This is a genomic window from Streptomyces pallidus (ex Mingjun et al. 2026) (assembly GCF_051550185.1).
GTDB lineage: Bacteria > Actinomycetota > Actinomycetes > Streptomycetales > Streptomycetaceae > Streptomyces.
In genome coordinates this window covers 1,809,952-1,833,437 of record NZ_CP196181.1, presented here as the reverse complement: position 1 = coordinate 1,833,437, position 23,486 = coordinate 1,809,952, and the positions used below count along the sequence as shown (strand labels likewise).

Annotated in this window: 26 protein-coding genes and 2 pseudogenes; 20 read left to right on the top strand and 8 right to left on the bottom strand. The window is 73.5% G+C overall.

Annotation, left to right across the window (positions count from 1 at the left end):
* The first annotated feature begins 199 nt into the window (after window positions 1–199).
* A complete protein-coding gene (locus ACSHWO_RS07915; RefSeq protein WP_438310737.1) occupies window positions 200–1,057 on the top strand; it encodes a DUF2182 domain-containing protein in 858 nt (285 codons plus the stop codon).
* A gap of 1,679 nt (window positions 1,058–2,736) precedes the next feature.
* On the opposite strand, the gene ACSHWO_RS07910 is transcribed toward ACSHWO_RS07915, so the two are convergent.
* Window positions 2,737–3,768: a trypsin-like serine peptidase gene (locus tag ACSHWO_RS07910; RefSeq protein ID WP_385805009.1), complete on the bottom strand. Its 1,032-nt coding sequence runs from the start codon at window positions 3,766–3,768 to the stop codon at window positions 2,737–2,739.
* 435 nt (window positions 3,769–4,203) lie between these two features.
* On the opposite strand from ACSHWO_RS07910, the gene ACSHWO_RS07905 reads away from it, so the two are divergent.
* From ACSHWO_RS07905 to ACSHWO_RS07825, 17 genes are all read left to right on the top strand, one after another.
* The gene (locus ACSHWO_RS07905) at window positions 4,204–5,262 is read left to right on the top strand and encodes a phosphatidylinositol-specific phospholipase C domain-containing protein (protein WP_438318993.1); all 1,059 of its coding nucleotides are present in this window, start codon (window positions 4,204–4,206) and stop codon (window positions 5,260–5,262) included.
* Window positions 5,263–5,357: 95 nt separating this feature from the next.
* A complete protein-coding gene (gene tsaD, locus ACSHWO_RS07900; protein WP_438310734.1) occupies window positions 5,358–6,569 on the top strand; it encodes a tRNA (adenosine(37)-N6)-threonylcarbamoyltransferase complex transferase subunit TsaD in 1,212 nt (403 codons plus the stop codon).
* 51 nt (window positions 6,570–6,620) lie between these two features.
* On the top strand, window positions 6,621–7,289 hold the full coding sequence (locus ACSHWO_RS07895) for an O-methyltransferase (protein WP_438310731.1): 669 nt from the start codon (window positions 6,621–6,623) through the stop codon (window positions 7,287–7,289).
* A gap of 103 nt (window positions 7,290–7,392) precedes the next feature.
* Window positions 7,393–8,229, top strand: a complete 837-nt coding sequence (locus ACSHWO_RS07890; protein ID WP_438310728.1) for a tyrosine-protein phosphatase — start codon at window positions 7,393–7,395, stop codon at window positions 8,227–8,229.
* 86 nt (window positions 8,230–8,315) lie between these two features.
* Window positions 8,316–9,155 carry a S1 family peptidase gene (locus ACSHWO_RS07885; RefSeq protein WP_438310726.1) on the top strand — a complete coding sequence of 280 codons (840 nt, stop codon included), beginning with the start codon at window positions 8,316–8,318 and terminating at the stop codon, window positions 9,153–9,155.
* Between the two features lie 228 nt (window positions 9,156–9,383).
* Window positions 9,384–10,019: a VOC family protein gene (locus ACSHWO_RS07880; protein WP_438310724.1), complete on the top strand. Its 636-nt coding sequence runs from the start codon at window positions 9,384–9,386 to the stop codon at window positions 10,017–10,019.
* A 375-nt stretch (window positions 10,020–10,394) separates the two neighbouring features.
* On the top strand, window positions 10,395–11,279 hold the full coding sequence (locus ACSHWO_RS07875) for a universal stress protein (protein ID WP_438310722.1): 885 nt from the start codon (window positions 10,395–10,397) through the stop codon (window positions 11,277–11,279).
* A 118-nt stretch (window positions 11,280–11,397) separates the two neighbouring features.
* Complete coding sequence (locus tag ACSHWO_RS07870; protein ID WP_438310720.1) at window positions 11,398–11,859, top strand: hypothetical protein; 462 nt, start codon at window positions 11,398–11,400, stop codon at window positions 11,857–11,859.
* Window positions 11,832–12,758 (top strand): hypothetical protein, encoded by a 927-nt coding sequence (locus ACSHWO_RS07865; protein WP_438310717.1) that lies wholly within the window; start codon window positions 11,832–11,834, stop codon window positions 12,756–12,758. The genes ACSHWO_RS07870 and ACSHWO_RS07865 overlap by 28 nt, the downstream gene beginning before the upstream one ends.
* Window positions 12,742–14,145, top strand: coding sequence for a V-type ATPase 116kDa subunit family protein (locus ACSHWO_RS07860; protein WP_438310715.1), 1,404 nt, complete (start codon window positions 12,742–12,744; stop codon window positions 14,143–14,145). The genes ACSHWO_RS07865 and ACSHWO_RS07860 overlap by 17 nt, the downstream gene beginning before the upstream one ends.
* Window positions 14,142–14,555, top strand: a complete 414-nt coding sequence (locus ACSHWO_RS07855) for an ATP synthase subunit C (RefSeq protein ID WP_438310713.1) — start codon at window positions 14,142–14,144, stop codon at window positions 14,553–14,555. Before ACSHWO_RS07860 ends, ACSHWO_RS07855 begins: the two co-directional genes overlap by 4 nt.
* Window positions 14,556–14,558: 3 nt before the next feature.
* The gene (locus ACSHWO_RS07850) at window positions 14,559–14,777 is read left to right on the top strand and encodes a hypothetical protein (RefSeq protein WP_438310711.1); all 219 of its coding nucleotides are present in this window, start codon (window positions 14,559–14,561) and stop codon (window positions 14,775–14,777) included.
* On the top strand, window positions 14,774–15,307 hold the full coding sequence (locus ACSHWO_RS07845; RefSeq protein WP_438310709.1) for a hypothetical protein: 534 nt from the start codon (window positions 14,774–14,776) through the stop codon (window positions 15,305–15,307). The genes ACSHWO_RS07850 and ACSHWO_RS07845 overlap by 4 nt, the downstream gene beginning before the upstream one ends.
* A 23-nt stretch (window positions 15,308–15,330) precedes the next feature.
* A complete protein-coding gene (locus ACSHWO_RS07840; protein ID WP_438310707.1) occupies window positions 15,331–17,013 on the top strand; it encodes a V-type ATP synthase subunit A in 1,683 nt (560 codons plus the stop codon).
* Window positions 17,010–18,407: a V-type ATP synthase subunit B gene (locus ACSHWO_RS07835; RefSeq protein ID WP_438310705.1), complete on the top strand. Its 1,398-nt coding sequence runs from the start codon at window positions 17,010–17,012 to the stop codon at window positions 18,405–18,407. The genes ACSHWO_RS07840 and ACSHWO_RS07835 overlap by 4 nt, the downstream gene beginning before the upstream one ends.
* Window positions 18,404–19,042 (top strand): V-type ATP synthase subunit D, encoded by a 639-nt coding sequence (locus ACSHWO_RS07830; RefSeq protein WP_438310703.1) that lies wholly within the window; start codon window positions 18,404–18,406, stop codon window positions 19,040–19,042. The genes ACSHWO_RS07835 and ACSHWO_RS07830 overlap by 4 nt, the downstream gene beginning before the upstream one ends.
* Window positions 19,043–19,057: 15 nt before the next feature.
* The gene (locus ACSHWO_RS07825) at window positions 19,058–19,276 is read left to right on the top strand and encodes a hypothetical protein (RefSeq protein ID WP_438310701.1); all 219 of its coding nucleotides are present in this window, start codon (window positions 19,058–19,060) and stop codon (window positions 19,274–19,276) included.
* A gap of 287 nt (window positions 19,277–19,563) precedes the next feature.
* On the opposite strand, the gene ACSHWO_RS07820 is transcribed toward ACSHWO_RS07825, so the two are convergent.
* The 6 genes and pseudogenes from ACSHWO_RS07820 to ACSHWO_RS07795 form a co-directional block, all read right to left on the bottom strand.
* Entirely contained in the window at window positions 19,564–19,776 is a 213-nt protein-coding gene (locus ACSHWO_RS07820; RefSeq protein ID WP_438310699.1) for a CBS domain-containing protein, read from the bottom strand.
* A gap of 97 nt (window positions 19,777–19,873) precedes the next feature.
* Window positions 19,874–20,068, bottom strand: coding sequence for a hypothetical protein (locus ACSHWO_RS07815; protein ID WP_438310697.1), 195 nt, complete (start codon window positions 20,066–20,068; stop codon window positions 19,874–19,876).
* Between the two features lie 275 nt (window positions 20,069–20,343).
* Window positions 20,344–20,649: a PfkB family carbohydrate kinase gene (locus tag ACSHWO_RS07810; RefSeq protein WP_438310694.1), complete on the bottom strand. Its 306-nt coding sequence runs from the start codon at window positions 20,647–20,649 to the stop codon at window positions 20,344–20,346.
* Window positions 20,650–21,120: 471 nt separating this feature from the next.
* Entirely contained in the window at window positions 21,121–21,765 is a 645-nt protein-coding gene (locus ACSHWO_RS07805) for a protein-L-isoaspartate(D-aspartate) O-methyltransferase (protein WP_438310692.1), read from the bottom strand.
* 15 nt (window positions 21,766–21,780) lie between these two features.
* A complete protein-coding gene (locus ACSHWO_RS07800) occupies window positions 21,781–21,984 on the bottom strand; it encodes a hypothetical protein (RefSeq protein ID WP_438319346.1) in 204 nt (67 codons plus the stop codon).
* Window positions 21,985–22,146: 162 nt separating this feature from the next.
* Window positions 22,147–22,332 (bottom strand): annotated as a pseudogene (locus ACSHWO_RS07795) (universal stress protein); the annotation flags it as partial.
* Between ACSHWO_RS07795 and ACSHWO_RS07790 the strand changes: the two are divergent.
* Both ACSHWO_RS07790 and ACSHWO_RS07785 read left to right on the top strand, forming a co-directional pair.
* Window positions 22,267–22,788 (top strand): hydrogenase maturation protease, encoded by a 522-nt coding sequence (locus tag ACSHWO_RS07790; protein WP_438310689.1) that lies wholly within the window; start codon window positions 22,267–22,269, stop codon window positions 22,786–22,788. The pseudogene ACSHWO_RS07795 and the gene ACSHWO_RS07790 overlap by 66 nt on opposite strands.
* Complete coding sequence (locus ACSHWO_RS07785; protein ID WP_438310687.1) at window positions 22,785–23,153, top strand: acylphosphatase; 369 nt, start codon at window positions 22,785–22,787, stop codon at window positions 23,151–23,153. Before ACSHWO_RS07790 ends, ACSHWO_RS07785 begins: the two co-directional genes overlap by 4 nt.
* Window positions 23,154–23,298: 145 nt before the next feature.
* Here ACSHWO_RS07785 and ACSHWO_RS07780 read toward each other — a convergent pair.
* A pseudogene (locus tag ACSHWO_RS07780) lies at window positions 23,299–23,457 on the bottom strand (CorA family divalent cation transporter); the annotation flags it as partial.
* Between the last annotated feature and the right edge of the window lie 29 nt (window positions 23,458–23,486).

Genomic DNA, 23,486 nt, shown 5'->3' with positions numbered 1-23,486 from the left:
GCCGCCTCCTCGTGACCGTGAAGACCGTCCTCCTCCATCCCATTCTCCCCTCCACCGCGAGGCGGGGCCGCACGAGCGACCGCGTGCGACGCCGCAGCGCGGCGGGGAGGGGCGGCGCGGCGTCGTACGCGGCGTCGTACGCGGTCGGCGCGGAGGCGGGTACCGCGCGGGGAGCGCGGCCCTGTGCTGTCCTGAACGTGTGCGCCGCCTCGACCGCAGGGCCCTCACACCACCGCTGAGACCGGCGAACCTCCTGCCGGCGCGGGAGCTCGCCCTCGCCTGGTCCCTGATGGCGGTGCTGGCACTGCTCGCCTGGGTCGTGGTGCTGGGCCAGGCCCGGGGCATGGGCGTCGAGCCGGGCACCATGGGCCTGGGCCTGCCGCTGTTCCTCCTCCTCTGGGTGATCATGATGATCGCCATGATGTTCCCGTCCGTCGCACCGGTCGCGGTGACCTGGGCGCGGTCCATCGGCCGCGGATCGGCCGGCGCGGCCCGCGCGGTACGGCTGACGGAGTTCGCCGGCGGCTACCTGCTCGCCTGGACGGCGTTCGGGCTGCTCACGTACGGCATCCTCACCCTGACCGGCTCCGCGGTGCAGGAGCACCCCGACGCGGGGCGCTGGATCGGCGCGGTTGCGTTCCTGCTGGCCGGGCTCCAGCAGCTGGGCCCGCTGAAGGACGTCTGCCTGCGGCACTGCCGCAGCCCCATGGCCCACCTCGTCCGCTACGCGGGCTTCCGCCCTTGGGCCCGCGACCTGCGGGTGGGGATGCACCACGGCCTGTACTGCGTCGGCTGCTGCTGGGGTCTGATGATCGTCCTGATCCCGCTGGGCGTGATGAACGTCCTGGCCATGGCGGCCCTGTCCGTGGTCATCTTCGTGGAGAAGCTGTGGCGGCTCGGACCGGTGTTCTCCCTCGCGGTGGGCGCCGCCTTCCTGGCCCTCGCGGTCCTGGCCCCGTTCCACCCCTGGCTCCTCCCGGGCCTGCAGGCGCCACCGCAGCCGATGCCGGACACGGAGCACATGAAGATGCTGGCAGGGGTGGGGCACGGTGGCTGACCGGCTCCGGTCCTGAGCCGGACGTACGGGCGGCGGGGGCCACCCGGGCTCTGAGCCGAGCGGCTGGGCGAGGCTCCGGTGGCGGGAGCACGGCGGGGCTGGTGGCCGGATGCGGCGGGGCTGCGGCGGGCGGGATCACGGCGGGGCGGGGGGCGGAGGGGGCGGGCCGGGAGTGGAGGAGGCGGGATGCCCGCGCCGGGGTCGGAGGAGCATCCGGGGGTTTCCCGGTAGCCCATCGTCCTTCCGGTGCGAGCCGGTCCCTCAAGGGCGCTCCTCCTTCGTCGTCGCGTCGCTGCGCGATGGCCTTCGGCCACCCTTGACCGACCGGCCCACCCCGGAATGCCAAAGAGCTACCGGGAAACCCCCGAAGGATGGCCAGGGGGCACGACAACCAGAAACGGCCCCCGCCAGAGCAGCAGACCCCCGGCTCCGCCCCGCGGCATCCCAGGCGCCCGGGACCGCCAGCTGCCGACCGGCACCGGGCACGCGGGCACAAGGGAGGCCCCAAGACCCCCCGTCGCAGCCCCCAGCCCCGCCCAACGCCCCAGATCGCTACGCGCTCCTCGCGTCTCGGCGACCGACGCCCGTCTGGGGCTGGTGGGCGCAACAGATCGCTACGTGCTCCTCGCGTCTCGGCGGCGGACGGCCGTCTGGGGCGGATGGCCCAGCAGACCGTGCTACCGGCGCCCGTTTTCCGGTGCCTGACGGCCGTCTGGAGCGCGGACGCGCGACAGATGGCCGCGAGCTGCCGTGGACATGGGCGTCTGACGGGCGCCTTGCCGCTTCAGCCGCCAATCTGCCGCGCTACCGGTGAGCGCATGACGGCTGTGGGGCAGCAGGCAGCGTCTCGGGCGCTTCCCAGCTCCAGCCGGCCGTCCGCCGCCGGGAAGGGAGGAGCGTGTAGCGATCGCCGTGCCCACCAGCTCCAGGCGGCCGTCCGCCGCCGAGAAGGGAGGAGCGTGTAGCGATCTGTCGCGCTCCCGGCCCCAGGCGGCGGTCAGTCGCCGAGAAGGGAGGAGCGTGTAGCGATCTGTCGCGCTCCCGGCCCCAGGCGGCGGTCCGCCGCCGAGACGCGAGGAGCGTGTAGCGATCTGTCGCGCTCCCGGCCCCAGGCGGCGGTCAGTCGCCGAGAAGGGAGGAGCGCGTAGCGATCTGGGGCGTTTGCGGGGCTGGACGGGCTTCTCGTCGACATTTCCGGCGGGTTGGGCGCCCATCGCTTCTGATCGGGCTCGGATCCGGGCTTCGGGAGGGGACTTTGGTGCCGGCGCCTGGCGGTCCGGGGGCGGAGATGCTGCGAGGCGGAGCGCGAGGCCTGCGTCTCGGACGTTGCCCGTCCCTCGAATTGCCCCCTGACCGTCCTTCGGGGGCTTCCCGGCAGCTCTTTGGCATTCCGGGGTGGGTCGGCTTGTCAAGGGTGGCCGAAGGCCATCGCGCAGCGACGCGACGACGAAGGAGGAGCGCCCTTTACTGGCCGGCCCGCCCTGGAAGGACAATGGGCGGCCGGGAAACCCCTCGGGCCGTTCGCCCCGGAGTCAGCGAGCGCTGTCGGCCTTCTGGGCCCGGCTTTTGGCTCCCGGCCAACCCGGGCCGCCGCCGTCCCGTCCCCCCGTCCCCCCTCATTCCGTCATCCCGTCATTCCGCCCCCGCCCCCCACCCCCCTCCGCCCCCGTCCCCCCGCCTCAGTGGGTCGGCTGTGACTGGCCCTGGCCCTGGCCCTGGCCTGCGGGGGGTCCGGCCTGGCGGCGGCCCGGGTTGGCCGGTCCCGTGGTGGCCCGTTCGTACAGCGCGCGGATGCCTTCGCCGAAGCGGCTGCTGTACGAGGTCCGCTCGTCGCCGCCCCCGTCCCGGCCGCCGATCAGCCCGATCAGGGTGTGCCCGTCGGTCAGCATCGGGCCGCCGCTCGTGCCGTTGGGCACGTCCGCGCAGTCCAGCCGTACCTGCGTGGGCCCTTCGGCGCGGGCGGTGTTGAAGCACTCCAGCGGTTGTTCGGCGGTGTTCGGGTAGCCCACCAGCCGGGCCGGCGCCGGCAGTTCGGCGTCGAACCGGGCCGTCTCCGCCCCCGTCACGTCCTCCAGCTCCTCGCCCGGCCGCCCCGGCCGCCGCAGCCGTAGGAAGGCCACGTCGTGGTCGGGGTCCTGGTCCTCGGTCCACCGCGGGTCGACGTCGATCCGGGTGGGCACCCACACCCCGTACGGGGCCTGCCCGTCCCGGTAGCCGGGCACGAACGCGAGGTTGGTGCGGAAACCGAGGGCGGCCCGGTACACGCAGTGCGCGGCGGTGGCGACGAGGTCTCCGGCCGGGGAGTGGACGACGACGCCCGAGCAGTGGTGGTCGGGGTCCCCGTCGCTGCCGGGGGAGAACAGTGCCCCGACCGTGGGCTCGCCGGCGGCGGGCCGTGCCACCAGGGGGTCGGAGGGCCGCCACCCGCCGGTGCGCCAGTTCGTGGTGCGTCGCGGGGTGGCCTGCCGGGCGCGCAGCCCCGGATCGGCCTCGGTCTCCCGTACGATCCCGTCCAGTACGGCCGATGCGGTGCGGTCGGCGGTCTCCGGGTCCTGCAGGTACGTTCCGCGGGCCCGGTCGCCCGCCGCCGAGTTCGTCACGATGCCGCGCAGCTGCCACGCGTACGCGGCTACGCCCGCCAGCACCGCGCAGCACGCGACGATGAGCAGCCGGCGACCGATGCCCCGCCGCCTGTGCCCTCTGGTGCTCATGTGACTCGTGACTCCCGCCCGCTGCCTGCCCTGATTCCCGACTCCGCCTCCTGTTCGACGGGGGCGGCCGCGGCGGGAGTTCCGCATCCGGGTGTGGCCGTCCTCACAACCGTCCGGCCCGCTCCGGCCAACTTCCTTTCAGGGGGGTGGACCTGACCGCCGTCGGGTTGTCCGTACCGCTTCCTTGACGGTCATCCGTCGGCCTTCCCGTAGACACCCGACTGCCCTAGCCTCGCGGCGATTTGCCAAGTGACCAGGCAGTAGGGAAGTGGTCGTTCGGTCTGCTGCGCATGCGCCGCAGGCGCCGGGCCACGTCCCGTACCGAGGGGAGTCGACACCATGGGATCGCGGATCCGGATGACGGGCGGCGGGGCGACGGGTGAGGTGGTAGAGCCGGCAGCGGTCGGCGCGGTCGGCATGGTCGGCACGGCCGGGATGACGGGCGCCGCGCGGGCAGCCCTCACGGCCCTGGCGGCTGTGACGGCCCTTGCGCTCCTGATCGGCGGCGCCGCCCCGGCGGGCGCCAGCCCCGGTGCCGCGGGCGCCGACCTGCCGTACGCGGCCTCGACCGGCGTCGGCGTGCACAACGCCTACGACAAGAACAAGAACGCGTACTTCGCGGACGCCCTCGACTCGGGCGCGGCGATGCTGGAACTCGACGTCTGGACCAACTTCTTCGGCAACTCCTGGCGGGTCTCCCACGACAACCCGTTCGGCAACGACAGCAACTGCGAGAACGCCACCACCCCCGCCCAGCTGCGCACCAAGTCCCGCAACCAGAACCTCGCCGGCTGCCTCTCCGACATCCGCAGCTGGCACGACGCCCACCCCGGCCACCGCCCCGTCGTCCTCAAGCTCGAACTCAAGGACGGCTTCGCCGCCAACCTCGGCCGTGGGCCCGCCGAACTCGACGCGCTCCTCGCGTCCAAGCTGGGCGACGCCCTCTACCGGCCCGGCCAGCTCGCCGCCGGCCACTCCGATCTGGACACCGCGGCCCGGGCCGGCGCCTGGCCGGGCCGCGCCGCGATGGCCGGGAAGTTCCTCGTCGAGCTGATCCCCGGCACCCTGGAGGAGGGCAACGCCAACGACACGTTGCGGACCGACCGGGAGTACGCCATGCACCTGCGCTCCCTCGCCTCCGCCGGCCGGCTCTCCCAGGCGGCCGCCTTCCCCGCCGTGCACCGCGCCGAGGCCGGGGATCCGCGCGCCCGGTACGCCGACGCGTCGCTGCGCCCGTGGTTCGTCGTCTTCGACGGCGACGCGAGCGCCTATGCGGGCGGCGGCATCGACACCGCCTGGTACGCCCGCAACGGCTACCTGCTGATCGCCACCGACGCCCACGCCGTGGCCCCCGCCATCGACGGGGTGCACCCGACCGAGGCCCAGGCCCTGGACCGGGTGCGGCTGATGGCGCAGCGGCACGCCTCGATCGCCTCGTCGGACTGGTACCCACTGCCGTCGGTGCTGGCGACGGTGGTGCCGCGCGGCCTCTGACCATCGATGGGGGCGGCGGGAAGCCGCGGCCCGTAGCCCGGTAGCCTTATTGCGAAATACTCGCAATAAGGTGTGAAGGTGGCGGCGGCAGCACGATGGGCAAGACGACGGCATCTCCGGTGGTCCTGGGCATCGAGTCGTCCTGCGACGAGACCGGCGTGGGCATCGTGCAGGACGGCCGCCTGCTCGCCCACGTCGTCGCGTCCAGCATGGACGAGCACGCCCGCTACGGCGGAGTCGTCCCGGAGATCGCCGCCCGCGCCCACCTGCACGCCCTCAACCCCGTCGTCCGCCGGGCCCTCGACCAGGCGCGACTGCGGCCCGGCGGGATCGACGCGGTGGCCGTCACCACCGGCCCCGGCCTCTCCGGCGCGCTCCAGGTCGGACTGGCCGGCGCCAAGGCCCTCGCCTACGCCGTGGGCGTCCCGCTGTACGGGGTCCACCACCTCGCCGGGCACGTCGCCGCCGACACCCTGGAGCACGGGCCGCTGCCCGACCCGTGCGTGGTGCTGATCGTCTCCGGCGGCCACACCTCGCTGCTCCTCGTACGGGACCTCGTGCGCGAGCCGATCCTGCACCTCGGGGACACCGTGGACGATGCCGCGGGGGAGTGCTTCGACAAGGTGGCCCGGGTCTTCGGGCTGCCGTACCCGGGTGGCCCGGCCATCGACCGCGCCGCGCGCGGCGGCAACCCGAAGGCCGTGGCGTTCCCCCGGCCGCTGACGGGCGGCGCGGCGGGCCGCCGCGGGCAGGACGCACACCCGTACCAGGCTCCGCACCCGTACCCGGCCCCGCCCCTGCACCCGGCCCCGCCCCCGCACCCGCTCGCGTCCCCCTACTCCTTCTCCTTCTCCGGGCTGAAGACCGCCGCCGCCCGCTACGCCGAGGCCTGCCGGCAGCGCGGCGAGGAGCTCCCGCTCGCCGATGCCGCCGCGTCCCTGCAGGAGGCCGTCGCCGATGTGCTGACCCGCAAGGCGGTGGCGGCGTGCCGCGACCACGGCGTGAAGACGCTGGTCGTGGTCGGCGGGGTCGCCGCCAACTCCCGTGTCCGCGAACTCGCGCAGCGCCGCTGCGCCTCGGCGGGGATCGAACTCCGGGTGCCCCCGATGACGTTGTGCACCGACAACGGGGCGATGATCGCAGCGGTCGGTGGCCTGCTGGTCCGCGCGGGAACCGAACCCGCCCCGTACGACATGACCGTCGACCCGTCGGCGCCCCTGCACCACGCTTCCCTGCACCCGCTGTCCGGCAGCGGCGCCGGCCGCCCGCCGAGCCCGACCGTTTCCGCAGCCGCGCACCGTCGTTGACCACCCGGACGGCGGCGCCGGGCCCCGTTCTCCCGCGAAGGGGTGCAGCGCATGGACAGGACCGCCGACACGGCGAAGACGGTGCCGATCACCCCGGAGGTGTACGCGTACCTGCTCGCCCAGACCGACCCGCCGACGCCCGCGCAGCAGCAACTGGTCGCCCGTACGCGCGAACTGGGCGACGTCGCCGTCATGCAGGTCCCGCACGAGCAGGCCCGCCTCCTGACCCTCCTCACCCGGATCACAGGTGCCCGCCGCGTCGTCGAGGTCGGCACGTTCACCGGCTACTCCACCCTCGCCCTCGCCGAAGGCCTGGCGCCGGGAGGGCGCGTGGTGACCTGCGACGTCTCCGAGGAGTGGACGGCGATCGCCCGGGAGGCCTGGCGGGCGGCCGGTGTCGCCGACCGCATCGACCTGCGGCTCGGGCCGGCCGCCGACACCCTCGCCGCCCTACCGTACGAGGCCGAGATCGACCTGGCCTTCCTGGACGCCGACAAGGGCGGCTACCGCACCTACTGGGACGAGCTCGTGCCGCGGCTGCGGCCGGGCGGGCTGCTCCTCGCCGACAACGTCCTGTACGGCGGGGACGCGGCCCGGCCCGACGCCACCGGAAACGCCCTGTCGATCCGCGAGTTCAACGCCCGTGTGCGCGCCGACGCCCGGGTCGACTCCGTCCTCCTCCCCCTCGCGGACGGCCTCACCCTCGCCCGCAAACGCTGAAGGCGGAACGGACCGCCCGACGTACGCCCACCCTGCGGCCCGTCCACGGGGCAGGCACGTGCATCCTTGGTCGCACGATCAACAACCGACCAGGGAGCGCCAGTTGAAGAACGCGCCGCACGGAACGCCGCCGCCGCACCCCACGGCGACATCGACACACCACCACCCCCACCGCCGCCACATCCCCTTCGACCGCCTGCACAACTTCCGCGACCTGGGTGGCTACCGCGGTGCCGACGGCCGTACGGTCGCCTGGGGCGCGCTCTACCGCGCCGACTCGCTCGGCAAGCTCCGGGTCGGTGAGGGCGCCGACTGGGACCGTTTCCTCGCCCTGGGCGTACGCACGGTCATCGACCTGCGCTACCCGTGGGAGATCGAGGCCAAGGGCCGGATCCCCGAGCAGCACCGCTTCACGTACGCCAACCTCAGCATCGAGCACCGCCCGTACGATCAGGCGGCCATCGACCCCGACATCGACCCGTGGCGGTACCTGGCCGACCGGTTCGGGGAGGTCGCGGAGGACGGGGTCGAGGAGATCCGGCAGGTGATCGAGCTGATCGCCACCGGGCCGGCGGGCCCCGCGGTCTTCCACTGCACCTCGGGCAAGGACCGCACCGGACTCGTCGCCGCCCTCCTCCTCACCCTCCTGGGGGTGTCCGAGGAGGACGTCCTGGCCGACTTCGCACTGACCGAGCTGGCCACCGAGCGGCTCCTGGCCGACTGGCACGCCTCCAACCCGGACCGCACCATGCGCTGGCCCTCGTACGGTCGGGCGCCGGCGGTCGTCCTGTCCCTGGTCCTCGCCGACCTGTCGGCGCGCTACGGCTCGACGGCCGGCTACCTCGCGGACCGTGTGGGCATCACCGCGTCGACCGAGCGCGACCTGAGAGCCCGCTACCTCACGGGCGTACCCAACCAAGCCACGCCCATTGCCAGTTGAGCCCCGGGCCCCAACAATGCGCATGACAATCGAGGACCGGAATCACGATGTCCGGTTGCCCAGTCGTCAGCAGAGGGGACCCCCACATGAACAAGCCTCTCGTCGGCGCCGCGCTGTCGCTGCTCCTGTCAGGTGCGGCGACCGCCCCGGCCACGGCCTCCACGCACCGGGACCGCACGGAGGCCGCGGCCGTCGCCGTGAACTTCGCGGGCACGGTCGCGCTCAGCAACTGCTCCGGCTCCGTCGTCCGCACGCCCACCTCGCAGCCGAACGACCCCGCCCTGGTCCTCACCAACGGCCACTGCATCGAATCCGGCTTCCCGGAGCCGGGCGAGGTGATCAGCAACCAGCCGTCCAGCCGCTCGTTCACGCTGCTCAGCGCGTCCGGATCACGGCTCGGGACGGTACGGGCCGGCAAGATCGCGTACGCGACGATGACCGACACCGACGTCGCGGTCTACCAGCTCACCAGGACGTACGCCCAGATCCAGAGCCAGTACGGCATCAGCGCACTCACGTTGAACGACGCCCGCCCGGTGCAGGGCACGGCCATCAAGGTCGTCTCCGGGTACTGGAAGCGGATCTACAGCTGCAACGTCGACGGGTTCGCGTACCGCCTCAAGGAGGGCGACTGGACCTGGAAGGACTCGCTCCGCTACACCCCCTCGTGCAACACCATCGGCGGCACCTCGGGCTCCCCCGTGATCGACGCGACCACCAACAAGGTCGTGGCGGTCAACAACACGGGCAACGAGAGCGGCGGCCGCTGCACGGTCAACAACCCGTGCGAGGTGGACGAGAACGGCACGGTCACGGTCCGCCAGGGCATCAACTACGCCCAGCAGACCTACCCCCTCGTGGCATGCATAGGCTCCGGCAACCTGTTCGACCCCACCCTCCCCACCTGCACCCTCCCCAAGCCCTGACCCGGGCCGCACGCCACCCGGCCCCGCCGTGGTCGACGCCCCGGGCGTCGACCACGGCCCCAGTCGCGGCATTGTCCGTCCGACGTCGTGATCTGCCAGGCTTCGACCGGGTCTCCCCGCCGGGATGACGGTGACCGATCCGCTTCACGGCTGAATCCACGGCGGAGGCGGCCGGGACGGCGGGCGTGGCGTAGGCATGTGTGCGGGGTGTCGGGTGATGATGACGCAGTGCGACTTGATCACGTGTCCTATGCGGTGGCCCGCGACAGCTTCGTCTCGACCGTCCAGTGGATCGGATCGGCCCTCGGCGCCGGGTTCGTCGACGGGGGCGTGCACCCGCGGTTCGGCACCCGCAATTTCATCCTCCCGCTGAGCGGCGGCACCTACGTCGAGGTCGTCACCACTCTCGACCACCCCGCCGCCGACCGCGCCCCCTTCGGCCAAGCGGTCGCGCGCCGCGCCGCCGAGGGCGGCGGCTGGCTCGGCTGGGTGGTCTCCGTCGACGACATCGCCCCGGTCGAGGCCCGCCTCGGCCGCACCTCGGCCGAGGGCCACCGCGTCCGCCCCGACGGATTCGACCTGAGGTGGAAGCAGATCGGCCTGCTGGAACTGCTGGAGGACCCGCAACTGCCCTACTTCCTCCAGTGGTTGGTCCCCACCGAGGAGCGCCCGAGCGCCGACCCGCGAACCTCCACCACCATCCACGGGCTCTCCATCGCCGGCGACGCCGCCTCCATCGCCGAATTCCTCGGCGAACCGGCCGACCACCCCCTCGACCAGATCGACGTCACCTGGGTCGAGGACGAGGAGCCGGGCCTGGTCTCGGTTGAGTTCGCCACCGCCCACGGCCCGGTCACGATCTGACGCGGTGAAGTGCCTCGCCAAGGACAAGGACCCGCGCCACATGACGGCCGGACACTGATCAGCGAAGCGGACCTCGCCGGGCACCTGGACGAGCAGCAGGTCGGGAAGTTCGTCGAGGCCGTCTGCGCCTGACACGACTACGGCACGAGGCCACTGCCGGTAGGGACGGTGGCCGGTCCCCGGTGGGAACCGAGGGATGCGGGGACCAGCCGCGAACCGTCTCCTGGCACGCGAGCTGAGCCACTGGCTCCGGGCTCCGGCGATCGGTTCGCGTCGCCGGTCCACCGCACCACGGTCATCTGCCGGTCGGTCGATCTGTGGCCGCCGAACGCCGCCGGGGAGAGGCTTGAGACGGGGGCTGAGCGGAGGAGAACCGTGAGTGGTCTGGTGATCGTGGGAGCGGACGGCTCGGCGTCGAGCCTCGTCGCAGTGGAGGCAGCGGCCCGGGAGGCCCGGTGGCGAGATGCGGGGCTGCGGATCGTGCACGCCTTCCACTGGCCGGCGGCGTGTGTGCCGCTGTGGGGTGCCCTGCCGATGCCGGACGAGGGCGAGGTCCGGAAGATGGCCGAGGGCCTGCTGGCCGAGGCGGTGGAACGGGCCAGGACAGTGGCGCCTTCGGTGGACTTCACCCATGCCGTGGTGACGGGGGATCCGGTGACGGTCCTTGAGGCGCAGTCGCGTGCGGCGGAGCTGGTGGTCGTCGGGTCCCGGGGCATGGGCGGGTTCGTCGGGCTCATGGTGGGCTCCACGGCGGTGCGGCTCGCGGCGCACGGCCGATGTCCCGTGCTCGTCGTGCGGGACTCGCCGGAGCCGGCCGGGCCGATCGTGCTGGCGGTCGACGGTTCCCGGGCGGGCGCGGCGGCGGTGGACTTCGCTTTCGCGGAGGCCGCGCTGCGCGGCGTCGGCCTCGTCGCCCTGCACGCCTGGACCACGTGGAACGCACCCGTGCCTCCGCCGCAGGATCCCTCGGAGCCGTACGCGAGCGCACCGGGCATGCTCGCCCGGGCCGAGGAGCGTCTGCTCGCCGAGGCGCTCGCGGGGCGCCGGGAGAGGTACCCGGACGTCCCGGTCGAGCATCGCGTCGTGCACGGAGCCACACGTGAGGCCCTGATCGAGGCGAGCAGCACCGCGCAGCTCCTGGTCGTCGGGGCTCGGGGCCTCGGTGGTTTCAGCGGCCTGCTGCTGGGCTCGGTGAGCCAGGCGGTGCTGCATCACGCGCACTGCGCGGTCGCTGTGGTGCGCCGGCCGGGCGGGCACTGACCCCGGGGCCCTCCCCGGCGGTCGGTTTGGACGACCGCTCGGGCCGGGCCGCGGTTCGAGGCGACAGCTCGGGCGGGGGTGGCGAGACTGGAAGCGAAGTGAGAGAGGAGGTCGCCTGATGCGACTGCGGACCTTTCTCGCACGGTTCCGGCTGGTGGGCGCGCCCGGTGCGGCCGTCGCCGCGGTGCCCGCCGACCGGACGGGCGATCCTGCCGCAGAGCTCGGTCCGGTGCTCGCTCGGCTCGCGGGAGTCCAGAAGGAGGCGTCGGAGATCCGCGCCAGAGCCGGGGACGAGGCCGCGGCCCTCGTGCGGGAGGCGGCCCGGCAGGCCGCCGGCATCGTGGCCGACGCCCAGGAACAGGCGGGTCGGGTGCGGGCGGAAGCCGTGGCTTCCGCGCTGGCGGCGGCTCGCCGTGAGGAGACCGCCCTTCTCGCGGGTGGCCGGAGTGCGGCGCAGCAGGTGCGCACGCGGGCCGCCCTGCGGATCCCCGGTCTCGCCGACCGCGTCGCCGCGTACGCTCTCGGACGCCTCGACGCCATGGGGAGCGACGAGTGGGCGCCGGGTGGGTCGCCGGTGTGATCAGGGCCAGGGCTCTGACGTCCCAGCGACTGGGTGCCGCCGCCGCCCGGGAGCTGGCCGCGAGCGCGTCCCTCGGGCACGCGCTGCGCGGCCTGGCCGGCTCGCCCTACCGAGAAGCCGCCGCCGCGGACTCCTCGCTCGCCGACGCGCAACGCGGGGCCTCCTCGGCGCTCCTGTGGAATCTGCGGGTCCTTGCGGGGTGGCTGCCACCCGCCGGAGCCCGCCTGCTGCGGCCGCTCGCCGCAGGCTTCGAGATCGCCAACGTCGAGGCGCTCCTGAAGTCCTTCTCCGGGGCCTCGCCCCCTCCGCGGGCCTACCGTCTGGGTGCGCTGGGCACGGCGTGGCGACGGCTCGAACGGGCCGATTCCGCAGGTGCCGTCCGCCAGGTGCTCGCTGCCTCGCCCTGGGGCGATCCCGGTGCCGAAACCGCCTGGGCCGTCTCCGTCGGCATGCGCATGGCCGCCGCCGCGCGGACCGCGGAGGTGGGGCCCGCACGCACCTGGGCCGAGGGCAGGGCAGCCCTGTTGACGGCCCGCGAGATGTTCCTCCACGGCCGCGTCCTGCCGACGCCGGTACGGCACCGAGCGGCGGACGTCCTGGGAGACCGGGCCCTGAAGGCATCGGGCTTCCGTGACTTCCGCGACCGGCTGCCCGCCGGAGCCCGGTGGGCCGTGGAAGGCGTCGACGACCCGGCGGACCTGTGGCGGGCGGAGGCCCGCTGGTGGGCGGTTCTGGGCCGGGACGCGGAGGACATGCTGCGCGGCTCCGCGTACGGACCCGCCACGGTGGTGGGCGCGGTGGCCGCGCTGTCCGTGGACGCGTGGCGCGTACGCGCGGCCCTGGAGCTCGCTGCGCGGGGCGGAGGCCCCATGGAGGTCTTCGATGACCTGGTCGGTTGAGCACCTTCTGCCGGTACGGATGCGGCGAGTGGCCCTCGTGGCCCCGTCGGCGGCGATGCGGGACACGCTCGTGCGCATCGCCGACGAAGGTTGCGTCGAACTGGACCGGGCGGAGAGCGGGGAGTCTGCCGGGGCGGCCGCGGCATCGCGGGGACTCCCGTCCGACCCGGGTTCCGGAGCGGTGCTCGCGCCGACCACCCCCGACCTCGACGCGCTGCGGCGGGCACGTCGCGAGGACCTGCTGGCCGGTGAGGCACAGGTGGCGGCCATCGGCCGGGCCGCTGTCCGGCGTGGGGAAGTCGCGGCACTGGCGGGCTGGTGCCCCGCCACGGACGTGCCACGGCTGGCCGCACGCCTCGCCGCCGTGGGAGCAGCCGTGGTGGTCCTCCCGACACCGCGCGGGGTCGAACCGCCGACCCTGCTGCGGGGCTCCCGAGGAACGGCGGGCTCCTTCGCGGGGCTGGTGACCACCTACGGCACGGTGCCCTACCGGGACGTGGACCCGTCATGGCCCTCCGGCGTCGCCTTCGTCGTGATGTTCGGCGTCATGTTCGGGGACGCCGGATACGGCCTGCTGCTTCTCCTGCTGGCCCTCGCACTGCGCCGCGGTCTCCCTCCCTTCCCCGCGCGGTACCGCCGGATCTGGCCCTTCCTGGCCGGGGCCGGGTCGGCCACCGTCCTGGCGGGCATCGCGTACGGGGAGTTCTTCGGGCCGACCGGGGTCCTGCCCGTCCTGTGGCTGGCCCCCCTGGACTCGCCCGAGCGGCTGCTGACCGCCTCGATCGTGTTCGGCGGGGTACTCCTCGCGCTCGCCTACGTGGCGGGGACGGTCAACCGATGGCGCGAGGGCGGCCCGGCGCGTGCCGTGTACGCCCCGTCCGGCTGCGCGGGCTTCGTCGTGTACGCGTCCCTCGCCCTTGTGGGCGCCGGGTTGTATGCGGACCAGCGGGCCTACGTCGTCGCGGGGGCCGCGCTCGCCCCCCTGGGCCTGCTGCTCGCGGGCGCGGGATTCCTCGCCGCCACGCCCGGCGGTGCGGCGGGTGCGGCCGAGACCGGCGTGCGCCTCTTCGAGGTCGTCGTGCGAGCCGGCACGAACACGGTCTCCTTCGCTCGTCTCGCGGCGTTCGGCCTCACCCACGCGGCGCTGGCGCACCTCATCTGGCAGGGAACCACCGGTCTTGCACGTCAGGGGCCCGGGCCGCTCGTGGCGGCTGTCGTCCTCTTCGCCGTCGCCACGGCCGCCGCGTTCGCCCTGGAGGCACTGATCGCCGGAGTCCAGGCCCTCCGCCTGGAGTTCTACGAACTGTTCTCACGGGTCTTCGAGGCGCAGGGGCGCCCGTTCCGTCCCTGGTACGTACCCCTGGCCGACCCGGAGGTGACCACATGACCGCCTGGCTGATCGCACTCCCCTTCCTCGCCGCCGGCTTCTGGGCCTTCCGCACGCTGGCCCGACGCGACGGGAAACGCTCCGTCCGATGGCTCCTCGTGTCGAACCTGCTGATGCTCGTGGGAGCCCTCGGCCTCCTGGTCATGGGCCTCGCCGGGGTCGCACTCGGCGCCCCGGCCCAGGCCGCGGCGGCCGAACCCAACGGGACCGCCCTCATCGCCGCGGCCATCGCGGTGGCCGGGGCGTCGATCGGCGCGGCAGTGGCCGTCGCCTACACCGGTGCCGCCGCGCTCGCCGCGCTCAGCGAACGGCCCGAACTCTTCGGCCGGGCGATGGTCATCGTCGGACTCGCGGAGGGCATCGCCGTCTACGGTCTCGTGGTCGCCATCCTTCTGATCGGAAAGGCATGAGGCATGGGGACCGTCGCGGCCGTCGGCGAGCACACGAGGGTGAGCGGACTCGCCCTCGCCGGTGTCGACGTGTTCGAGGCCGAGTGCGCGGAGGATGTACGCGAGGCATGGTGGTCGCTTCCGGACGACGTGTCCCTCGTGATCCTCACCCCTGCGGCGGCCGGGGCTCTGGGAACGGAGCTGCCGGACCCCCGGTTCCTCACGGCGGTGATGCCGTCGTGATCGCGAGGCGGCCCCGCCACAGTCGGCGGGCACGGCTGGAGCGGGAACTCCTCCCGGTGCGCGACGCCCTGCTCCGTGCGGCGCACGCCGATGCCGACGCCGTCCTGGCGAGAGCGGCCCAGGAGGCGGACGAGCTCGTGGCGGCGGCACAGGACGAAGCCGCAGCCATCCTGGAGCGGGCCGGGCACCAGGGAAGAGCCGAGGGGACGGCAGCCGCGAAAGCCCGCCGCACCGCAGCCCGCCAGGCCGCCAGGGAACTCGAACTGGCGGCGGAGTCCGAGGCGTACGCGGACCTGCGCGCCCGGGTACGCGAGGCGGTTCGGCGCGCAGTCGCCGACCGGACCGCCCAGGACCGGCTGCGGCGTCGCGCCCACGCGCTGCTGGGCCCCCGAGCCGCCACAGCCGCCGCTCCGGGAGGCGGGCTGACGGTGGTGGCCCCCGGCCGCAGGGTCGACCTCACTCCGGACACCCTGAGCGACCGAGCCCTTGAGCGGTTCGGAGCGGAAGCGGAGGCCCTGTGGGTGCCGTGACCCCGCCGCCCCGGGTACGGCGGGTGGCGGGCCCTCTGGTGGAGGTGGACTACACCGACGGCTTGGCCATGGGGGAGCTGGTCCTGCTGGGCGAGGCCGGGCTGACCGCGGAAGTGGTGGCGATCAAGGGCGAGGTGGCCACCCTCCAGGCGTACGAGTACACCGGCGGCCTCGCCCCCGGCCACCCGGCCCGCCGGCTGCGTAAGCCCCTCTCGGTGCGGCTGACCCCCGGGCTGCTCGGCGGTGTGTTCGACGGTCTGCTCAGGCCCCTCACCGGCGTCGGCGACCGACTGTCGCCGGGGGCCTCCGCGTCACCACCGGGCGAACGGACCTGGACCTTCAGCCCACGTGCGGCGGCCGGACAGCACGTGACCCAGGGCAGCGTACTCGGCGACCTGGGCGGAGCCACCCGTTCGGTTCACACCCTGCTCCTGGCACCGCCCGGCTGTACGGGACTCGTCGACCGCATCGCGCCGGAAGGCCGGTACGGGGAGGACGAGGTGCTGGCTGTGGTCGCGGGCACCGAGGTGCGCATCGCGTCCGAGTGGCCGGTACGCGTCCCGCGCCCTGTACGGGAACGCCTCGTCGCCCGCGAACCGCTCACCACCGGACAGCGGGTGATCGATCTCCTCTTCCCCGTGGCCCGGGGGAGCACGGTCGGCGTGCCCGGCGGGTTCGGCACCGGGAAGACCATGCTGCTCCAGCAGATCGCCAAGTGGTGCGACGCCGATGTCATCGTCTACGTCGGCTGCGGAGAACGCGGCAACGAGATGGCCGACGTGATCGACGAGCTGTCGCAGTTGGAGGACCCGCGCACCGGTGGCCGGCTCTCCGATCGCACCGTGACCGTCGCCAACACCTCCAACATGCCGATGATGGCGCGCGAGGCGAGCGTGCACACCGGTGCCACGGTCGCCGAGTACTTCCGGGACATGGGACTCGACGCCGTGGTCATCGCCGACTCCACGTCCCGCTGGGCCGAGGCACTGCGGGAGTTCGCCGCACGCATGGGCCGGCTGCCGGCCGAGGAGGGCTACCCGGCCGACCTCGCCTCCGGACTGGCGGCGTTCTACGAGCGCGCCGCCGCCGTACGCACCCTGGGGGACACCCCGGGCTCCGTCACCGTCATCGGAGCGGTCTCCCCGGCCGGCGGCGACCTCACCGAACCCGTCACCGCGCACACGGAACGCTTCGTACGGTGTCTGTGGTCCCTGGACCGCGACCTCGCGTACGCCCGGCACTACCCGGCCGTGTCCTGGCCCGACTCCTTCTCCAGGGATGCCGCCGCGCCGGCCGGGGAACCCGACGGGGCCGCCGAGCGGCGCGGAAGGGTCGCGGCACGCCTCGCCGAGGCCGACCGGCTCGCCGGCCTCGTCGAACTCCTCGGACTCGCCGCCCTGCCGCCCCGCGAACGGGTCAGCGTCCTCGGCGGCAGGCTGATCCGCGAGGGCGTCCTCCAGCAGAACGCGCTCTCGCCCCGGGACGCCTACTGCACGCCGCGCAAGACCGCGGCCCTCGCGGACGCCCTCCTGGCCGTGGTCGACCGGTGCCATGCGCTCGTCGACGCCGGAACGGAGGTGGAGACCGTCGAAGCCGTCGACTTCACTCCGGTCCTGCGGGCCCGCGACACAGCCGGGCCGGACGATCCGACCGCCGTCACCGCGGCCCGCGACACGGTGCTGACACGGCTGGCGGAGCAGGCGTGAGCGGCGGCTACGAGATCGAGTACACGGGCGTGCGGGAGCTGCACGGCCCGCTCGTCGTGGTCGAGGGGATCACGGGCGTGGGGTGGGACGAGTACGTCCGGATCACGCTCGACTCGGGCAGCCGGCGCCACGGGCTCGTCCTGGAGGTCGACGGGGACCTCGCCGTGGTGCAGGTCTTCGAGGACACCGCCGGGATGAGCCCGGACGCCACGCGGATCGCCTTCGCGGGAACGCCGCTGCACGTACCAGTCGGTGACGGCTGGCTGGGCAGGGTGTGCAACGGACGGGGCGAACCCGTCGACGGCGGGCCGCCGGTCCTGGGCAGGGTCCGGGCGGCGATCGGCGGCACACCGATCAACCCGGCCCGCAGAGAACCGCCGACGGAGCCGGTCCTGACCGGTGTGGCCGCCATCGACGTGCTCACCACCCTGGTACGAGGCCAGAAGTTGCCCCTCTTCTCCGTCGCCGGACTGCCGCACCTCGAACTCGCGATCCAGGTCGCCGCCCAGTCCTCGTGCGGGGACGAGCCGTTCAGCGTCGTCTTCGCCGGGATGGGCCTGACCCACGCCGACGCCGCCCTCGTCCGAGAAGGACTCGCGGAACGCTCCGCCGACGGCGAGCTGGTCCTGCTGCTCAACACCGCGGACGACCCGGTGATCGAGCGGCTCCTGACACCACGGCTCGCCCTCACCGTCGCCGAGGACCTGGCGTTCCGCGGCGGCCGTCACGTCCTCGTCGTCATGAGCGACATGACGGCCTACGCGGAAGCGCTGCGCGAGGTCTCCGCCGCCCGCGGAGAGATCCCGGCACGGCGCGCCTACCCCGGCTATCTGTACAGCGACCTGGCCTCGTTGTACGAGCGCTGCGGAAGGATCCGCGACCGGCCGGGGTCGGTCACCGTCCTTCCCGTGCTCACCATGCCGGCCGGGGACATCACGCACCCCGTCCCCGACCTCACCGGATACATCACAGAGGGCCAAATCGTGCTGTCGAACACGGTCCACGCCCGGGGCGTCTACCCTCCGGTCGACGCCCTCGCCTCGCTCTCCCGGCTCATGCGCAAGGGCGCGGGGGCGGGCCGCACGCGCGACGACCACCTTCCGGTCGCCGCACAGCTGATCGCCGCGCTCGCCCGGGCCCGCCAGGTGCGGGAGCTCGCCGATCTGATCGGCGAGCAGGCGCTGAGCCCCGTCGACCGGCGGTACCTGGACCTGGAACATGCTTTCCTGCGCCGCCTTCTCGCTCAGCGGCCCGGTGAGCCACGCTCCCTGGACGAGTCCCTCGACGAGGCGTGGCACGTCCTCCTGACGCTGCCCGACGGCGAACTCGGGATGCTTCCGGAGGCCCTGCTCGTGACCAGGAGGGCATCAGCCGACACAGAGGACGAGGGATGACAGGGCGACGAGTCCCACCGGGGCGGGCGGGTCGCCTGCGCCTGCGCCTGCGTCTCGACACGGCGCTGAGGGGAGCCGACGTACTGGAGCGCAAGCTGCTGTTCCTGATGGACCGGGAACGAGCGCTGCGGCAGGCCGAGGAGGCCGCCGCCCGGCTCTGGTCGTCCCGGCTCCGCGAGGCCGAGACGTGGCTGCTGCGCGGCACGCTGCTGAGTGGCGAGCAGGCCCTCTCCCAGGCGGCCACCGCCGACCGGGCGACGGTCACGATCGCGTACACGACCGCCATGGGCGTACGGCACCCCGGCGGTGTGACGTGCACACCCGCCGCCCGCTCACCGGACGATCCGACGCCGCGCAACAGCGCGCTGGTCCAGGCCGAGGCGGCCTACCGCGACGCGGTCACGACGGCGGCCGAGTACGCGGCCGCGTGCGAGGCCACCCGCCGCGTGGCCGCCGAGGTCCGCAGGACGCGGCAGCGCGTCCGCGCGCTACGCCACCACTGGATCCCCCGGCTGAGCGGGGAGCTGGCCGCCGCCGAACAGAGTCTGGAGCAGACGGAGCACGAGGAGTCCGTCCTCAGACGGTGGGCCTCCGCATCGGGACGGGCGGCGGTCACGGGTTCGAGACGCGTCTGAAGGCGGGAGAACACCATGCGGCCGACGTTCGTTCTGGGGCGGATCGCAGGTGTCGGCCCCCTGGTGGGCCTCGTTCTGGGAGCGCTTCCTCCGGGGGACGCCGGCGGCGGACTGTGGCTGGCGGTGATCGGCTGGTTCTTGGCCGCCACCGCCACCGTGCAGGGGCAGCAGGCGCACCTGCGGGGCGTCCTCGCGGGCGTTCCGGTGCGACCCGGGAGGGCTTGCGACGGCTGAGCGGGGCGATTCCTCAGCCGGTTCCCCTCCGGGCCTGCGCCTGGCCGGGAGCGTTCCCCGGCGGACCTGTCAGCCCCCGGGGAGGGCCGTTCGGCCCCTGCGGGTCTCGCGGATCGAAGGAAGACTGGATGAGGGGCGACAGGCGTTGGCCGGAGCCGAGCTCCGGGGGCCTGGGGCGTCCACGGCACCCGCGTCGACGGGCCGCAGGTCTCCCGCCCCGGCACACGGGAGGAGGAATCCCCGGTGGCCCGCTCGGCTGGTCGCACGCCTGGTACCGCTCGGGGTCGTCAAGGGATGAAAGAGCCGGGCGGGTGTCCGCGGAGGGAGGTCCGGGTGGTTCCTCGATCGAGTACGCTCCAGCCGACCGGGCCCAGGAGGTCGGCCAGGCCCTGGAAGACGTCGATGAGCATGTCGTCCACGGTGAGGACGCCCACCACTCGGTGGTCCTCCAGGACGGGCAGGCGACGGACCCCGGCCGTGCGGAAGGTCCGGTAGGCCACGTGGATCGTCGGTGACGTCCACCGTGATCACGGGCGAGGTCATCACCGAGTCGACCACCTCGTCCGCGTAGAGGCTTCTGGCGACAGTGGCCAGCCCTCACAGTCCCTGGGCCAGGAGCAGTTCGTGCGCCAGCCGGGCGCCGTGTGCCGCTTGCCTCTCCCGCTCGACCTCCTCCGAGGGGATCTCCTCCAGCCCTTTGGCCAGCGCTTTCACGGCCTGGGCCAGGACCTGCACCTGGGTCTCCAGTACGCGCAGCCTCTCGTGCTCGTCCGGGGCGATGTTCTCGGACATCTCGTCTCCTTTCGCGGGGAAAAAACGGGGGAGCGGGCTCGCCCTCTTCGACCAGGATGACGCCGGGTGGTAGCTCGTGGCGAACGGCAGTTCGGGTACCTCCACCCGGTGCGGCGGCATCCCGGATGATGGCACGCGGCGCCGAGAGCCCGCTCGGGAGCGATGACGAGACCCTCCTTCCTCCACCCCTGTACGGCCAGCAGGAGCCGTGGCGGGAAGGCGCGGGGCGCCGGGGACGACTGAGGGCCGGCGCCGCACTCAGGACACGCGAGTTCTCACGTATGGGCCTGGAACTCGCTCTTCACTTCGGGCAGGAGAGCTCGGGCCACTTCCGGGTGGAAAGGCTCGGTGCTGGGGGTGAGCATCGCTGCGGCGGCCACGGCCACCAGGGCGCAGGCGCTGACGGGGTCGTCGCCGGCGGTCAGCCGTGAGGCGATGGCGGCCACCATGCCGTCTCCCGCGCCGGCATCGCTCAACGGCTCCGGCGGTGTGGACGGCAGTGGCCCGTCCTCCGAGCCGGACGACACCACGGGCGACGTTGATCCCTCCGCCCCCGGCGGCCACCGGCCTGACCCGGGCACGGTTCTTGCCGATGGCTGTCAGGTGCCCGACCTCCCAGGCGAGATCGACGGTGGGGTTGATCGTCAGGGTGAGCACTGACGGCCCGGCGGCCTCGCTCCGGGCGCCCGGGGCCGGCGGTTCGGGGGAGCTCATCGTGGTACCTGGGCGGTTGGGCCCATCCCGGCTCGGCGTGTCGTCGGCTTGACGTGGTCCTGCGTCATCGCGCCCACCTCCGCGGACAGGGAGACGACTCGCTTCCCATGCTGGGGCAGCGCGAGGTCACCCGCATGCCGACCCGCTCGGCCCAGCCCGGGCCGACCCGCACCGCCCTGCATCCGGTGTACAGAGCGTGGGCCTTTCGGTCCGCCGTAGGGGACCTGGCCGACGTGTGCGGGGGCCGCGGAGCGCCGAGCCGCTCACTCCGTACGGCTGGCCGACCGTCGATGCCGTGCACCGTGCGGTCAAAGGGCAGGGAACTCGGTCGGTGCGTATCAGCGCTGATGGTAGCCATGTGCCCCGTACAGGCGGACGAAGTGGGCCGCTGTGACCGTTGCACGGTGCATCAGGCCGTGGTCCTGCCGCTCGTACAGCTCCACGTGTTCCCGTCCGCCCGGGCCGATGGGCTGGACGAGCCGGCCACCGGTCCGCAGCTGTGCGACCAGCGGCTCCGGTACCTCGGGGAAGGCCGCGCAGACGATGACGGCGTCGTACGGTGCACGGTCCGGCACTCCGAGGGTTCCGTCGCCGAGGACGATCGTGGTGTTCTCGATGCCCTGCGCGGCGAGTCGGCGGCGGGCCCCCTCCACCAGATCCGGCCAGCGTTCGACGCTGACCACATCCGCGGCGAGGCGGGCCAGCAGCGCGGTCTGCCAGCCGTAGCCGGTGCCGATCTCCAGGACGCGTTCGTCGCCGGTGAGGCCGAGTGCGGACACCATCATGGCGACCAGCGAGGGCTGGGTGGTCACCTGGTCGCGCGGGAGCGGTACGGGCGTGTCCCGGTAAGCGGACGCCACGTGCTCGGCGGGCACGAACTCCGCCCGCGGGGTGGCCCGGACAGCCTGGAACAGCCGCTCGTCCGTCACCCCTGCGGCCCGCGCCGCTCGGACCAGATCCTCGGGAGATGGCGCGTGCTTCATGGGCCAGAGCCACGTTCAGGCGAGGCCGGCGATCAGCAGGAGGACTGCCGAGCAGGTCAGCAGCGCGGGACAGATATTGATCCGTTCCCGGACCGGGATCCGGCGGTTGTCCGTGGAGATCTGCGCGAATCCGCCGACGACGACCCGGGTCGGGATCGCGTGCGAAACCCCCCACAGACCGGCCAAGCCGGCGGCGACATACGCGAGAACCTCTTCCATGCTCCCAGGGTCCGCTCGCGGCCCGACCCGCGCTACACCAGTCGGTCTCCCCGGTGAGGGCCCCTGGCCGCTCCGTCCGTCTCGCGTCCTCGCCCCGATCCCCCCGATGGGGGACCTCACCCGTCTGCGGTCTCTGATGCGACGGGTGGGCGGGCAGCTCGCGGGGTGCACGCTGTGCCCGCCGACCGACCCGAGGAGCATCCCGGTGAATGCCCCGCGCCCGCGGCCGCCGACCACCAGCAGGCCGGCGTCCCCGGATTCCTCGATCAGCACGGCCGCCGGGTGACCCTCGACGACCCGGGGGCCCACCGGCACCTCCCGGTGTGGCCCGAGGACCTCCACGGGCATCCCGAAGGCAGGGCTACGGGTTCGCCTCCGCACGGAACTCCCGGAACGCGGCGAAGGCGCGCGGGCCGTAGGCGGGTGGAACTCGCCTCCTCCGGTGGTGACCCGGGGCGGCTGATCGGGATGTGGCAGGGCGCGACGCTCGGCATCGTCGTCGATGCCGCGCACGCCCGTCCCGGGTGCCCCGGCCGGGTACACCGGCTGGAGGTGACGCAAGGGGAACTGGCAGCGTCGGCAGCGGCCAGCTCGCACGGCATGGGCTTGGGCGAGGCCGTCGAACTGGCTCGCGTCCTGGGATGGCTGCCGCAGCGGCTGATCGTCTTCGCGGTCGAAGGCGAGGGCGCCTCGGTCGGCCGCGGCCTCTCCGCGCCGGTCCAGGCCGCTGTCGCGTCGGTGGCCGACCGCGTACGGCGAGAGATCCTGCGCCACCGCGGGGCCCTGAAGGGGCTGTCGGCATGAGCGGACCGAGGCAGGCGTGGCGCGTCGAGATCTCCGGCACCGTCCAGGGCGTGGGTTTCCGTCCGTTCGTCCACCGCACGGCCAACGCGCTGGCCTGGACGGCTGGGTGCGCAACGTCGACGGCGCCATGTGGTCGCGGCGGCGGCCGGGCCGCGGGAGGCGCTGGAGGAGTTCCTGCCCCGCTGCCGGGATCAGGCCCCGCCCCCGGCTCGGGTTTCGCCGTGCTGGAGAGCGCGGCGGGAGGGGTGGCCGGACCGGTGCGCCAGGTCCCTGCGGGGCCGCAGCGCCGGCCCGCACTCGTGGAAGTACTACCTCCGGAGCGAGTAGGCAGTGGAGCGCCGCTGCTGGCCCGGAGGGCGCGGTGACGGTGACCGAGGAGGAGGACCGGCCGCCGGCCTACGCGCTCCTGGGCGTGCGCCCCTGCGATCTGGCCGCCATCGCCACACGGGACCGCGTGCTGATGGGCGGTCCGCACAGTCGACCATTGGTGTTCGGTGTGTCGACTAAAGGCCAGTCCCGCCGCTTGAAGACGAAGTACAGGCTCGTGCACACCGCCGCCATCAGCAGGATCGCGAACGGATAGCCGAACGTCCAGTTCAGCTCGGGCATCGCGTCGAAGTTCATCCCGTAGATGGTTCCCACCAACGTGGGTGCAAACAGAATGGCGGCCTACGCGGACTCCTTGAAGTTGTCGTTCT

What these genes read in the sequence shown, in the direction of transcription:
- ACSHWO_RS07910 (WP_385805009.1), bottom strand. Translation starts at nt 3,768, where the DNA reads ATGAGCACCAGAGGGCACAGGCGGCGGGGCATCGGTCGCCGGCTGCTC.
- ACSHWO_RS07870 (WP_438310720.1), top strand. Translation starts at nt 11,398, where the DNA reads ATGCGACTGCGGACCTTTCTCGCACGGTTCCGGCTGGTGGGCGCGCCC.
- ACSHWO_RS07850 (WP_438310711.1), top strand. Translation starts at nt 14,559, where the DNA reads ATGGGGACCGTCGCGGCCGTCGGCGAGCACACGAGGGTGAGCGGACTC.
- ACSHWO_RS07800 (WP_438319346.1), bottom strand. Translation starts at nt 21,984, where the DNA reads ATGGAAGAGGTTCTCGCGTATGTCGCCGCCGGCTTGGCCGGTCTGTGG.
- ACSHWO_RS07855 (WP_438310713.1), top strand. Translation starts at nt 14,142, where the DNA reads ATGACCGCCTGGCTGATCGCACTCCCCTTCCTCGCCGCCGGCTTCTGG.
- ACSHWO_RS07825 (WP_438310701.1), top strand. Translation starts at nt 19,058, where the DNA reads ATGCGGCCGACGTTCGTTCTGGGGCGGATCGCAGGTGTCGGCCCCCTG.
- ACSHWO_RS07830 (WP_438310703.1), top strand. Translation starts at nt 18,404, where the DNA reads ATGACAGGGCGACGAGTCCCACCGGGGCGGGCGGGTCGCCTGCGCCTG.
- ACSHWO_RS07785 (WP_438310687.1), top strand. Translation starts at nt 22,785, where the DNA reads ATGAGCGGACCGAGGCAGGCGTGGCGCGTCGAGATCTCCGGCACCGTC.
- ACSHWO_RS07885 (WP_438310726.1), top strand. Translation starts at nt 8,316, where the DNA reads ATGAACAAGCCTCTCGTCGGCGCCGCGCTGTCGCTGCTCCTGTCAGGT.
- ACSHWO_RS07805 (WP_438310692.1), bottom strand. Translation starts at nt 21,765, where the DNA reads ATGAAGCACGCGCCATCTCCCGAGGATCTGGTCCGAGCGGCGCGGGCC.
- ACSHWO_RS07895 (WP_438310731.1), top strand. Translation starts at nt 6,621, where the DNA reads ATGGACAGGACCGCCGACACGGCGAAGACGGTGCCGATCACCCCGGAG.
- tsaD (WP_438310734.1), top strand. Translation starts at nt 5,358, where the DNA reads ATGGGCAAGACGACGGCATCTCCGGTGGTCCTGGGCATCGAGTCGTCC.
- ACSHWO_RS07815 (WP_438310697.1), bottom strand. Translation starts at nt 20,068, where the DNA reads ATGTCCGAGAACATCGCCCCGGACGAGCACGAGAGGCTGCGCGTACTG.
- ACSHWO_RS07860 (WP_438310715.1), top strand. Translation starts at nt 12,742, where the DNA reads ATGACCTGGTCGGTTGAGCACCTTCTGCCGGTACGGATGCGGCGAGTG.
- ACSHWO_RS07905 (WP_438318993.1), top strand. Translation starts at nt 4,204, where the DNA reads ATGACGGGCGCCGCGCGGGCAGCCCTCACGGCCCTGGCGGCTGTGACG.